Annotated in this window: 14 protein-coding genes; all 14 read right to left on the reverse strand. The window is 29.3% G+C overall.

The features are described 5' to 3' along the window. Positions 1–12 precede the first annotated feature (12 nt). Genes CPG45_RS16055 through CPG45_RS16120 form a run of 14 tightly spaced genes read right to left on the reverse strand, consistent with a single transcriptional unit; the run spans position 13 to position 12,649 of the window. On the reverse strand, positions 13–1,971 hold the full coding sequence (locus CPG45_RS16055; protein WP_096233201.1) for a chemotaxis protein CheA: 1,959 nt from the start codon (positions 1,969–1,971) through the stop codon (positions 13–15). A gap of 20 nt (positions 1,972–1,991) precedes the next feature. After that, a complete protein-coding gene (locus CPG45_RS16060; RefSeq protein ID WP_096233203.1) occupies positions 1,992–2,621 on the reverse strand; it encodes a flagellar brake protein in 630 nt (209 codons plus the stop codon). Between the two features lie 13 nt (positions 2,622–2,634). Beyond that, entirely contained in the window at positions 2,635–3,471 is an 837-nt protein-coding gene (locus CPG45_RS16065; protein WP_096233205.1) for a MinD/ParA family ATP-binding protein, read from the reverse strand. A gap of 1 nt (position 3,472) precedes the next feature. Beyond that, positions 3,473–4,486: a flagellar biosynthesis protein FlhF gene (locus CPG45_RS16070; RefSeq protein WP_096233207.1), complete on the reverse strand. Its 1,014-nt coding sequence runs from the start codon at positions 4,484–4,486 to the stop codon at positions 3,473–3,475. Further along, positions 4,476–6,497, reverse strand: a complete 2,022-nt coding sequence (gene flhA, locus CPG45_RS16075; protein ID WP_096233209.1) for a flagellar biosynthesis protein FlhA — start codon at positions 6,495–6,497, stop codon at positions 4,476–4,478. The genes CPG45_RS16070 and flhA overlap by 11 nt, the downstream gene beginning before the upstream one ends. A gap of 10 nt (positions 6,498–6,507) precedes the next feature. Further along, entirely contained in the window at positions 6,508–7,581 is a 1,074-nt protein-coding gene (gene flhB, locus CPG45_RS16080) for a flagellar biosynthesis protein FlhB (protein WP_096233211.1), read from the reverse strand. A 9-nt stretch (positions 7,582–7,590) separates the two neighbouring features. Continuing rightward, positions 7,591–8,373, reverse strand: coding sequence for a flagellar biosynthetic protein FliR (fliR, locus tag CPG45_RS16085; protein WP_096233213.1), 783 nt, complete (start codon positions 8,371–8,373; stop codon positions 7,591–7,593). 7 nt (positions 8,374–8,380) lie between these two features. Beyond that, on the reverse strand, positions 8,381–8,650 hold the full coding sequence (gene fliQ, locus CPG45_RS16090; RefSeq protein WP_096233215.1) for a flagellar biosynthesis protein FliQ: 270 nt from the start codon (positions 8,648–8,650) through the stop codon (positions 8,381–8,383). A 10-nt stretch (positions 8,651–8,660) separates the two neighbouring features. Then, positions 8,661–9,410, reverse strand: coding sequence for a flagellar type III secretion system pore protein FliP (gene fliP, locus CPG45_RS16095; protein WP_502695792.1), 750 nt, complete (start codon positions 9,408–9,410; stop codon positions 8,661–8,663). Continuing rightward, entirely contained in the window at positions 9,388–9,771 is a 384-nt protein-coding gene (locus CPG45_RS16100) for a flagellar biosynthetic protein FliO (RefSeq protein WP_096233217.1), read from the reverse strand. Before CPG45_RS16100 ends, fliP begins: the two co-directional genes overlap by 23 nt. 10 nt (positions 9,772–9,781) lie before the next feature. Continuing rightward, the gene (locus CPG45_RS16105; protein WP_096233219.1) at positions 9,782–10,141 is read right to left on the reverse strand and encodes a response regulator; all 360 of its coding nucleotides are present in this window, start codon (positions 10,139–10,141) and stop codon (positions 9,782–9,784) included. Between the two features lie 18 nt (positions 10,142–10,159). Beyond that, on the reverse strand, positions 10,160–11,254 hold the full coding sequence (gene fliY / locus CPG45_RS16110) for a flagellar motor switch phosphatase FliY (RefSeq protein WP_096233221.1): 1,095 nt from the start codon (positions 11,252–11,254) through the stop codon (positions 10,160–10,162). Next, positions 11,247–12,236 (reverse strand): flagellar motor switch protein FliM, encoded by a 990-nt coding sequence (gene fliM / locus CPG45_RS16115; RefSeq protein ID WP_096233223.1) that lies wholly within the window; start codon positions 12,234–12,236, stop codon positions 11,247–11,249. The genes fliY and fliM overlap by 8 nt, the downstream gene beginning before the upstream one ends. Before the next feature lie 14 nt (positions 12,237–12,250). Next, complete coding sequence (locus CPG45_RS16120; RefSeq protein WP_096233679.1) at positions 12,251–12,649, reverse strand: flagellar basal body-associated FliL family protein; 399 nt, start codon at positions 12,647–12,649, stop codon at positions 12,251–12,253. Between the last annotated feature and the right edge of the window lie 8 nt (positions 12,650–12,657).

Consider the following 12,657-nt stretch of genomic DNA (forward strand, 5'->3'; position numbering starts at 1 on the left):
TACTACACCTCCTTAAAATAAGTTATTAGAGTCTATTATCAATGCAACTTGCCCATCTCCGAGTATTGTCGCACCAGCAATTATTTTTACATTATTCAAATATTTCCCAAGAGGTTTTATAACAATTTCTTGCTGTCCAATAAGTTCATCTACATTACAAGCCGCCAAATTTTCGCCCTTTTTGATTATTACACATACAAAGTTTTCGTGATCGTTTTTAGATTCAATATCAAGAACATTATTAAGCCTTATTAGTGGTATTACCCTTCCCCTATATATAACAACTTCTTTACCTTGTACCAAATGTATTTCATTGTTATTTTTATTTACTATTTCCGATATGGAATTTAATGGAAAAGCATATTTCTCACTTCCGATTTTTACCAATAATGCTTGGATAATTGCCAATGTCAATGGCAATTTAATAATAAATTTCGTACCTTTATCAACTTCTGTTTCAACTTCAATAGTTCCGTTTAATGATTCTATTTTATTTTTAACAACATCGAGTCCTACACCTCTACCAGATATATCAGATACTGTATCAGATGTGCTAAAACCCGGTTCAAACAGCAACTTGATAAGGCGATCTTTTGATATTTGAGCCAATTCATCATTTGACAGCAAGCCCCTTTCTAGAGCCTTATTTTTAACTTTTTCAAAATTTATTCCAGCACCATCGTCAGTAACTTCAATAATTACGTTATTTCCTTCATGGTATGCCTTAAGATTAATAGTTCCATTTTCAGGTTTTCTTTTATTTATTCTAATATCAGGTGTTTCTATACCGTGATCTATAGAATTTCTAATAATATGTACAAGTGGATCCCCAATCTCATCTATGACAGTACGATCAACCTCTGTCTCCTGTCCAAACATATTCAATATTATTTTTTTATTTAATTCTCTTGACAGATCCCGAACCATTCTTGGAAAGCGGTTAAATACCCTTTCAACAGGTACCATCCTCACTTTCGTAACAGCATCATGTAAATTTGTAGTTATTCTTTCTAAATATTCAATTGTCGAAATAGTATCAGGGTTTTTTTCATTAGATTCTATTCCTTCCAATCGGGTTTTAATAATAATAAGTTCACTTACTAAATTCATTAGATTATCTAATCTTCCAATGTCAACTCTTACACTTTTATTAGTCTTATTATGCTTAATTTCCATATTTACATTTTGATTATTATTTTCTTCTTTTTTAGTCTCTTTAATTTCTCTAGAAAACAATATTTCTTCTATATTTATATTATTTATTTCTGATATAGAAAGCAATTTTTCCTTAATTACTTCTTTGTCAAACTTACTTATTAAATGCACTGTAAATCGATTATCAAATTTTTCATCTTCAATGTCTTCAACAGTAGGCGTCGAATCAATAATATCACCAAGATTATCAAGAGTATTAAAAACGATAAAAGCCCGCGCCGATTTCATTACACAATTCTTATCAATAACTACCTCAATACTAAATGTTTTGTAACCTTGTGACACCGCTTTTTCAATGATATCTTCTTCATACAAATTCACATCTTTTTTATTGTTAGATTTTGCTGTCTCTACTTTTGTTGATGCTACCTCTTCGACTGTTGAATTAATAGATTCTAACATACTAATTAGATTTTCAATATTATAGGAGTCATTACCATTCTCTGAAATAATTCCAAGTATAGAACTTAATGCATCAACGCATTTAAAAAGTATATCCATTATATTGCTGTTTACTTCTATTGAGTTACTCCTTATTTCTTGCAAAATATCTTCCATTTTATGGGTTAATTTAGTCATATTTTCAAACCCCATAGTTGCAGCCATTCCCTTAAGTGTATGGGCAGATCTAAAAATTTCATCGACAAGATGTGAATCATTAGAATTTTTTTCAAGATTAAGCAAATTTTTATTTAAACTTTCTATATGCTCTTCAGATTCTTCTAAAAATATCTCTAAATACTGATTGTTATCCACTTTTCTTCCTCCTTTATTTCTTAATATTCAGTTTCGCGCTTTTTTAATTTTCTTTGTTCTTCAAATATAAATGATATAATTCTTTCTCGTATTTTGTCTTCTAAGTCAATATATTGCACTGCAATTTCATATCCATCATCAACAAAATTACACCTTATAATCTTACATTTTAGCATTATTTCTTTAAAAAGCTCATTTAATTTTATATAACATAGTATTGTTGATTCTTCAGGCAATTTTTTCTTTACTTTTGCCTTAAAACCGCCTCCACTAATATCTTTAATAATACCATTTTCTACACCTTCTTCATCTTCAGATAATTTATAATTAAATTCTAAAACTTTTTCTAGTCTATAATACTGTCTTCTCTGTAATCTGGTAATATCTGTTATTTTCTTTAATTGTAATAATGATAGATTCCCAGAGAATCTGTTTATAACAATACTATCAAATGTAAACAATCCTTTTTTATTAAAATAGCTTATATTAAGCTTAGCACCTATTCTAACTGGAACAAGGTGACCATTATGTATTGGAGCTTCTATTAATAATGTTCCATCTTTTGACATATCTTCAACCTTAGATACATATGTATTTTTACTTTTCCCAATTTTTATTTCAATCTTTTGCCCCGGCTTTAAATTTAGCATCATATTCTCCCCTTTATCCTAAAAGCATCTTTTTAAATATTCCAAATAAGCCTTCTTTTGAACGATTGCTTACATTATTTGAAAGTTTTTTGGCAATATCTGTAATATCTCTTGCCGTTTTGCTAAACTGATACTTTAAAATAATTGGATTCTGTAACTTTATGCATTCACTAATTTTTGGGTCATCGTGTATGCATCCTAAATTATTTATCGTGATGCCTAAAAAATTATATAATGCGTTATTTATCTTCTCATAAACTTTGCTATATTCGTAGTTATTTTTTGTTTTATTTACAATAAGGTATAATTCTTTTTCACATAATTTATTAATTGATTTTATTAATATATAAGCATCCATTATTGATGTTGGCTCGGGAGTCGTAACTATAACTACGTCATCCGATAAATCAATAAAATTTTTAATTGTTTTGTTAATTCCAGCACCAGTATCAACTATAATGAAATCAAAGTAATTGTCAAGAATACTTAAACTATTAAAAAATATATTCAAATCTATATCACCAAGTGTAAGATCAAAATCACCACCTGTTGATATATATTTGATACCTATTGGTCCTTCATTTATTATATCGGATATTTTTTTATTTCCATATAGTACATCATACAAAGTATTTTTTGATACAACACCTAATTCAATTTCTACATTTGAAAAACCTATATCAGCGTCCATAATTAAAACGTTGTAACCCATTTTTCTAAGTGCTAGAGATATATTAACGGCAATACATGTCTTGCCAGTACCACCTTTACCACCTGTAACAGTGATTACTCGGCATCTTTTTACTCCATTATTTCTAAATAAATATCTTAACTTCTCTGCCTGATCCATATTAATTCCCCTTTAGTATATTTTGAGCAATAAGTCTCCTATCAGCTATACTAATATCATCTGGGACGATTTGTCCATTTGTTATATATGATAAAGGTTTTTTTGAATAAAATATTGAATTCAAGATTACACTATAATTATCTGTTTCATCTAATTTTGTAAAAATCAGATTATAATCATTAATAAAATCATAAGACTTAACTATATTTTTAATATCAGAATCCTTTGTAGCTGCACTTAAGCATAAATAAATTTCATCACATGAACTGTATTGCAAAAATGTCTTCAATTCATGCATTTTTCTTTCATCATTATGGCTTCTTCCCGCTGTATCAACTAATACTATGTCATACATATCAAGTTCATTATTTAACTTATGTAAATCAAATATATTATTCACTACCTTTACAGGTACTCCAAGAATATCTCCATAAATTTTTAACTGCTCAGCTCCAGCGATTCTAAATATATCGGCTGTTATCAATAGCACTTTTTTATTTTCCTTTAAAATTAAATTAGATGCAATTTTGGCAATTGTTGTTGTTTTCCCTACACCAGTAGGTCCAATAAAAATAATCCTTTTTTTATCATTAGAAAAATTTATCTTTCTCGGCGTACCTATAAAATTTATAATTCTTTTTTGCAACAATTCCATATTATTATCCGAAATATTTTCAATTCCTTCTGTTAAAATATTAGCTAAATTTTCATTGACTCCCTTACCTACAAGAAAATCAGTAGTACTAATATTTTTTTCTTCTTGTTTTACATCTTTTTTTAATGTCATTAAAAGTGATTTTATTTCATATATATCTTTGTAAAAAAGGTCATCTTTATTTATTTTATTTTCTTCAACAGCTGCTAAAACTTCTACCTTCTTTTTTTGAAATAACCCTCTAATTCCCTTATCTTTATAACTATTTTGCTGTAATATAACAGCATTGCTACCCATTTCAGTCTTTATCATTCTCATTGCCTCTTGATAATTATCAGCTATGTAGCGTTTAACCTTCATTTAACTTCACCGTCCCTAAAGAAAATACTTCAACATCTGGTAACAGTTCATTGTATGATAAAACTACTATATCCTTTGATATCTGTTCAACCAATTTTCTTAAATAAAATCTTATGATTGGTGCTGTTAAAATAATTGGTTGTTCACCTTTAATTGTTATTTTATTAATTATACTATGAATTGCCTTTACAATTTTCTGCATCATATCTGGTTGCAAGGCTAAATATGTACCATGATCCGTTTGATTGATGGCGTTTTGAATAGATTGTTCAATATTAGGATCTAATGTTATAACTTGTAATTTACCATTTTTTACGTATTTATTTGAAATAGCTCTTTTTAAGGATTGTCTAACATACTCTGTTAATACATCTGTATCTTTAGTATTCGGAGCGTAATCTTCTAATGTCTCAAGTATTGTGACCATATCCCTTATTGAGATTTCTTCCCTTAGCAAATTACGCAATACTTTTTCTATATCACCAAGATTAAGTAGTTTGGGAACAATCTCTTCTATAAGTGCCGGATTTGTTAACTTTATATTGTCAAGCAATTCTTTAACTTCTTGCCTTCCTAAAAGTTCATCTGAATGCTTTTTAATTACACTAGTTAAATGTGTAGCTAATACAGATGGAACATCTACAACTGTATATCCTAGTGACTCAGCTTTTGATTTTTCACTGTCATCAATCCATAGGGCGGGTAACCCAAATGCTGGTTCTTTCTCGCTAATGCCTTTTAGATCGCTGCTTAAATCTCCAGCATGCATACATAAATATCTATTTACGTATACTTTCCCTCTTCCTACCTCTGTACCTCGAATTTTAATAATATATTCATTAGGCTTAAGTTGAATATTATCTCTTAATCTTACCATCGGTACAACTATACCAAGATCTAGGGCAATTTGTCTTCTTATCATAACAATTCTATCAAGTAACTCATTGCTTGCAATCGGTATTAGTTCGTAACCAAATTCTAGTTCTATAGGATCTACCTGTAAAAGATCGTAAGCATGTTTTGGATCTCTTATATCTTCCAGTTCTTTTACATCCTCATTCTTTTCTTGTTCATCTACATTATTTTTTCTTCTATTTGAAAATCCAAGATATCCAAATAGTGATCCCATAATTAAAAGTGGAATAGCTGGAAGCATAGGTACAAAAGCCATTAAAATAAGTAATACTCCAGTTATTTGCAATACTCTTGGTTCTCTCGAAAGTTGCTTCATTACTTCGTTTCCCATATTTGTATCAGAAGCAGATCTTGTGACAATAATACCAGTAGCTGTTGAAATTAAAAGTGCTGGTAATTGACTTACTAATCCATCACCTACAGTTAAGATAGTATACGTATTTACTGCCTGATTTATATCCATACCTTTCATTGTCATGCCAATTATTAACCCTGCGATTATATTTATGACCGTAATGATAATTCCAACAATAGCGTCGCCCTTTACAAATTTGCTTGCACCATCCATGGAGCCAAAAAACTTAGCTTCTTCTTGTATCTTATTTCTTCTTTCCTTAGCCTCTCTATCATTTATTATTCCTGCATTTAAATCGGCATCAATAGACATTTGCTTACCGGGCATTGCATCAAGAGTAAATCTTGCCGATACTTCTGAAACTCTTTCTGCACCCTTTGTAATTACTATAAACTGAACAATAGCAATAATTATAAAAATCAAAAAACCTACTATAGGATTATTGCCTATAACAAAGCTACCAAATGCATGTATAACATTTCCAGCAAAGCCATTAGTTAAAATAAGTCTTGATGAAGAAATATTAAGGGATAATCTCATCAGAGTCGTAATAAGAAGTATAGACGGAAATATTGAAAATTCCATCGAATCCTTAACATACATTGTAGTTAACAAAATAATTATAGATATAGAAATATTAAGTATCAATAAAAAATCTAAAAAAATCGATGGTACTGGTATAATTATAATAAGTATAATTCCAACTACAAATATTGCCGCTATTAAATCTGAAAATTTCAAAATATCCCTCCTATTCTTCTTTCAGACTATAAACGTAAGCTAAAACCTCAGCAACCGCCTTGTACAAATCAGGTGGTATACTATCGCCTACCTCAGTTGTCTTATATAACGAATGTGCCAGTGGTCTATTTTCAACAATAGCAATTGAATATTTTTTTGCTTCTTCTTTAATCTTCTCAGCAATATAATCTAGTCCTTTAGCTACAACAATTGGTGCGTCATTTATTTCATTATCATACATAAGAGCTATTGCAATATGTGTCGGATTTGTAATAACAACGTCGGCTTTTTTTACATCTTGCATCATCCTTCTCATTGAAATTTGTCTTTGCTTTTTCTTAATTTCTGATTTTATTTGTGGATTTCCTTCTGTTTCTTTAAATTCTTCTTTTATATCATCCTTGCTCATCTTAATATTTGATTCGTAATCTTTCCATTGAAAAACGTAGTCAATAATACCAAGTGCAATTAAAACAATCGAAATTCGCAAAAGTATACCGCTAAATATATTTAAGCCGTATTTAATCAAGTCTTGTACTGACATATCTAATAGCTGAGGTATTCCCTTGTACTGCCATATTAAAAAAGAATACATGACATAACCCAAAACACCGATTTTTAAAATAGCTTTTGTCAGTTCTACTATACCTCGTCTTGAAAACATCCTCTTAAATCCTTCTATAGGATTTAATCTTTCTAATTTCAAATTTAAAGGCTCTAAAGTAAATAAAAATCCAACTTGTGCATATGTTGATATTAGTGATATTAAAAATACTACTAATATTATTGGAAGTATTAACCTTAAAAATATAGGGAATATAATCATAAAAAGTTTGGATATCCCATTTACTGTGAATACATCATCACTAGCACCTCCGTAGTTATAAAACAGATACTTGAATAAATTAATAAATTCGCCCATGATATTTGACGTTGTAAAATATATCATTAAAAAGCCAATTACTATAATCATTGCAGATGTAATCTCTCTACTTTGAAAAACTTGGCCTTTCTTTCTTACATCTTGTCTTTTTTTAGGGGTTGCCGGTTCCGTTCTTTCTCCCGCAAACATCTGTAAATTCATATTCTACCTTCATCCTTTTAACATGGATTTTAAAAGTAAAAATATGTCGGAATACATTCCATTAAATAATACATCAATAATTGCCAAGTACATTGGTAACATAATAAACATTGTAAATATACCGACAAAAATTTTAAGTGGCATGCCAACCATAAAAACATTAAGTTGAGGTATAGTCCTTGATATTATACTTAATGTTAGGTCAGATAACAATGTTGATAGAACGATAGGTGCGCTGATCCTAAACCCTAGAGCAAACATATCTGTAACTATTTTAGTTATTACAGCATTTATGTTATCAAACTGTAAAACTGCACTTCCTGCGGGTATCATATTATAACTTTGAGCTAACATTATAAAAATTTTATGATGACCATCGATTAACAAAAATAATAATAAAGTAAGTATATAGATAAAATTGCCCATCAGTGGTACCTGTGTTTCTTTTTCTACATCTAGTATATTTACAATTCCGAATCCTAATTGATAATCAATAAGCTGACCTGCAAGATATATAGCACTAAAAGATATCATTGAAGCAAGTCCTATTAAAAGCCCAATCAAAAACTCATTGAATACAAGAATAAAATATTGATACAAATTATTTACATCTATATTAATTTTAACTAAGTCAAACAAAATAATAGATGTAAAAAATGCTAATCCAATTTTAAACATCGCCGGTAATGTTTTGGTACCAAATAATGGAGTAAGTATAAAAATTCCCAGCATACGTACAAAAACAACTAAAAAATATTGAATATTATTTAAAATATAAAAGCTCAGTTCCATTTTAGCCCTACTTTATAAAATTATTTATATTTAAGATTAAGTGCTGCGTATAATTTATCATTGTTGTAAGCATCCACGGTCCAAATAATATTATTGAAGCAAATATAGCTAAAATTTTGGGTACAAATGTCAAGGTTTGCTCTTGTATCTGAGTTGTCGCTTGAAAAATGCTAATTATAAGTCCTATTAATAGCGATATAATAAGTAAAGGTGCAGAGATAATCATGGTTATCATCAAAGCTTCTCTTCCAATATCAAGAACTACTCCTGGATTCATATATATCCTCCTATCTAAATCCAATTATTAAAGATTTCACAAGTATGTTCCAACCGTCTACAAGAATAAAAAGTAGCAATTTAAATGGCAATGAAATAAGTACTGGCGGCAGCATAAACATGCCCATGGACATTAAAACACTAGCAACAACCATATCGATTATCAAAAATGGTATGTATATAATGAAGCCAATTTCAAATGCTGTTTTTAATTCACTTATTATAAAAGAAGGTATAACAACCCTCATTGGTATTTCATCTACATTCTTTACCCTTATCTTTGAAAGATTAACAAATAAGTTAAGGTCATTCTTTCTTGTCTGTTTTAACATAAAGTTTTTTAATGGATCTCTAGCTTTAACGTATGCTACTTGTGGAGTTATCTTACCCTCAATGTATGGCTGTATTGAATTATTATTAATTTGTGTTCCTACAGGTGCCATAATAAAAAATGTCAAAAACAGCGCAAGCCCGATAAGGACTTGATTTGGTGGCATTTGTTGCAAACCCATAGCATTTCTCAAAAATGATAAAACAATAATGATTCTCGTAAAAGATGTCATCATTATAAGTATCGATGGTAATAGTGTCAAAATACTTAATAATAATACTATCTGTATGCTTGTAGCAACATCTTTCGGATTGGATGATGTACCTATAGATATCCACGGTGTAACAGGATTTGGTGCCGCATAAACAGCTTTTGTCATTAAAATCAATATAACTGATACAATTGAGCTAATTTTCATTATCTTGATCACGTTTATTACCACCCAAAAACATTTTTGATAAATTCTTAATATTATCCAGTGATATATTAAAATTTAGCTTATAATCGATTTTTTTATTGTTCATTACAATGTCATCACTATCAAGAGTTTTTATATAATTTATTGAATTATTTGTAACACTCAAAAGTATGAATTCCTTGCATACTCTAACAATATATAAATTTTTATCCCGACCTAAATATAAATGATCTATAACATCAAAATTGTTACTTTTTGTTATATTTATTGTCTTTTTATTAAGAAATATCGTAATGTAATAAGCTAAAAATACAACAAATATAAATATCAATATAGATGAAATAACTTGAAAAATTGTATATGTACTTGACACAGCGTGTTCCTCACTTTAACATTTTTTTAATAGCTTCGATCACTCTATCCGGCTGAAATGGCTTTACAATAAAATCTTTAGCGCCAGCTTGAATTGCTTCAATTACCATAGCCTGCTGACCCATTGCAGAACACATGATTATTTTAGCATCTGGATCCATTTCTTTTATATGTTTAACAGCTTGTATGCCGTCCATTTCCGGCATCGTAATATCCATCATTACAAGGTCTGGTTTTTCTTGTTGGTATTTTTCAACAGCAACAGAACCATCTTCTGCTTCCACTACACTTCCAAGATTATTTTTTGTTATTATATCTTTTATCATCATTCTCATAAATGCTGCATCATCAACTATCATAATTTTACTCACGAATAATTCCTCCTCATATTATATTGAATTTACTCTTTTGCTCTGTTTAACTATGTCTATAATCCTTACCCCAAAATTTTCATCGATAACAACCACTTCGCCTTTTGCTATAAATTTCCCATTTACTAATATGTCTACAGGCTCACCGGCTAATTTATCGAGCTCAATTATAGACCCCTCATTTAATTCAAGTATATCTTTTATTAATTTTTTTGTTCGTCCTAATTCGACAGTCACACTTAGCGGAATATCCATAATTAAATTAATATTTTCTTTCCCGTTTGATTCTAGTACATCACTCTCATCAAAATCCTTAAATATAACAGGTTTTACAGATACTTTTCCTGCTTTTTTACTACTATCAATACTTTTATGGTCATCCATTGTACCGTCAATATTACTATTCTCTTTAATTATATCATCAACATTTGCCTCCTGAAAAGATTTATTTTTATCTTTTTCAACATTTTTTGACATAACTTGTTTTACAAGTTGTTTTGCAAATGTAATAGGTAATAATTGCATTATCTCACTATCTATAATATTTCCTATAACCATTTTGAAAGCTATTTTAACAACTTCACCATTAGGAAAGGATATATCCTCCGGTAAACATTTATTGAAATCTACAATAAATGCCTTTGGTGGAGATATATTTATATTTTTACCAAGCAATGTTGATAAAGATGTCGAAGAAGAACCTATCATCTGATTCATAGCTTCACCAATAGCACTTAAATGTAGGTCATTTATTTCTCCTTCACTAACATCACCATTCCCTCCCATCATTAAATCTGTAATGCGCAATACATCCTGTTCCTTTAAAATCAATAAATTATGTCCTTTTAGCCCCTCGGTATATTCCACCTCAACACCAACATATGGAATCTTAAATTCATTTTTCAAATCTGTCCAGTTAATAATGCTTACTTTTGGCGTTGTTATAGTTACTTTATTTCTTAGTAGAGTAAACAATGTCGTCGCAGATGTACCAAAACTAATATTACCTATTTCGCCAAGGACATCTTGTTCTTCTTCAGTAAGATTTGTGTCATTGTCATTTATACCACTTAGCAATGCATTAATTTCCTCTTGTGAAAGAAAATCACTCATCAAAATCATCTCCTTCACTGCATATACCAGTTATCTGAACGCAGTATTTTTTATTTTTTACACCTGGTGTTCCAAAAAATTTTGTTTCTTCATCAATTTTTATTTCTATTGGATCTTTATAATTTTTATTAATCACTATAATATCACCTTTATCAAAATTTAATAAATCCTTTACTGTTATTATTGATGTTCCAATTATGGCTTTTACCGGAATATATGTGTTACTTATTTTATTTTTTATAAATCCGATATCACAAGTTTGTTTTTCAGTATTAGAATACCAAGTTTTTGTTGTCAATTTTGGCAAAATTGGTACTATTGTCATATGTGGAATACAAAAATTAATCAGTCCCTCACTCTCATTAATCTTTATTGATAACGTACATAAAGCAATTGTCTCATTAGGAGATATTATCTGGGTAAATTGTGGGTTTGTTTCAATCCTTGTTATACTGGGTGTGAACTCTATAACGTTATTCCATGCATCTTTTATCAAAGGTAAAAGCTGTTTTGCTATTCTACTTAATAGGCCCATCTCAATCTCCGTATAATCCCTTTGTATCATATCAGCATTTCCTATGCCACCCAATATCTTATCTATAATAGCAAACGTTGTATTATTATTAAGCTCAAGAATAACAGGCCCATCTAATGGATTAGCTTCAATAACAGCAATAAAAACTGGATTTGTTAATGAATTGCTAAATTCATAATAAGTTACTTGTTCCACAGATACAACAGAAACTTGTACTAATGTTCTTAAATAACCAGATAAAAATGTAGTAAATGTCCTTGACATATTTTCAAATATCATCTGGAGCGTTCTCAATTGATTCTTTGAAAATTTATTTGGTCTTCTAAAATCATAAGGCCTTATTTTTATCTCTTTTTTACTGTCTTTTATATCTTTAACATCAAGCTCGCCAGAATTCATGGCTTTTAAAAGTGCATCAATCTCGTTCTGAGATAATATTTCAGACATGAGAACCCTCCTTTCTATTGAACAATAAAATCGTCAAAATATACATTATTTACCTTATCAGCACCTAAAATTTTATTTATCTCATTTTTTATTTCATTTTGAAGCTTAAGTTGACCTGACGACCCATCTAAATCTTGAGGCGTCTTATTTCTCAATATTTGTAAAATAATATTTCTAATTTGAGGATTTTGTTTTTGCAGTTCATTTAAAACATTTTTATCAGATACCTGTAATTCAATTACTGCTCTAACAAATTTATTATCACCCTTTAGATTTGTTACAAATTCTTTACCAGGTGAATAATTATAATATGTAATTGTAGTTGGTTTTGCTGTATTATTAAAATAGAAATACGCTCCACCAAAAGCAATAATTATTACCAATAAAATGATTATTATGTAATTATTTTTCATGATATCAC

The sequence above is a fragment of the Thermoanaerobacterium sp. RBIITD genome, from assembly GCF_900205865.1.
Taxonomy (GTDB): Bacteria; Bacillota; Thermoanaerobacteria; order Thermoanaerobacterales; family Thermoanaerobacteraceae; genus Thermoanaerobacterium.

Bases quoted from the DNA above. Each gene is read 5' to 3' on its own strand.
- CPG45_RS16060 (WP_096233203.1), bottom strand. From the start codon at position 2,621: ATGCTAAATTTAAAGCCGGGGCAAAAGATTGAAATAAAAATTGGGAAA.
- CPG45_RS16065 (WP_096233205.1), bottom strand. From the start codon at position 3,471: ATGGATCAGGCAGAGAAGTTAAGATATTTATTTAGAAATAATGGAGTA.
- CPG45_RS16070 (WP_096233207.1), bottom strand. From the start codon at position 4,486: ATGAAGGTTAAACGCTACATAGCTGATAATTATCAAGAGGCAATGAGA.
- flhB (WP_096233211.1), bottom strand. From the start codon at position 7,581: ATGAATTTACAGATGTTTGCGGGAGAAAGAACGGAACCGGCAACCCCT.
- fliR (WP_096233213.1), bottom strand. From the start codon at position 8,373: ATGGAACTGAGCTTTTATATTTTAAATAATATTCAATATTTTTTAGTT.
- fliQ (WP_096233215.1), bottom strand. From the start codon at position 8,650: ATGAATCCAGGAGTAGTTCTTGATATTGGAAGAGAAGCTTTGATGATA.
- fliY (WP_096233221.1), bottom strand. From the start codon at position 11,254: ATGAGTGATTTTCTTTCACAAGAGGAAATTAATGCATTGCTAAGTGGT.
- fliM (WP_096233223.1), bottom strand. From the start codon at position 12,236: ATGTCTGAAATATTATCTCAGAACGAGATTGATGCACTTTTAAAAGCC.
- CPG45_RS16120 (WP_096233679.1), bottom strand. From the start codon at position 12,649: ATGAAAAATAATTACATAATAATCATTTTATTGGTAATAATTATTGCT.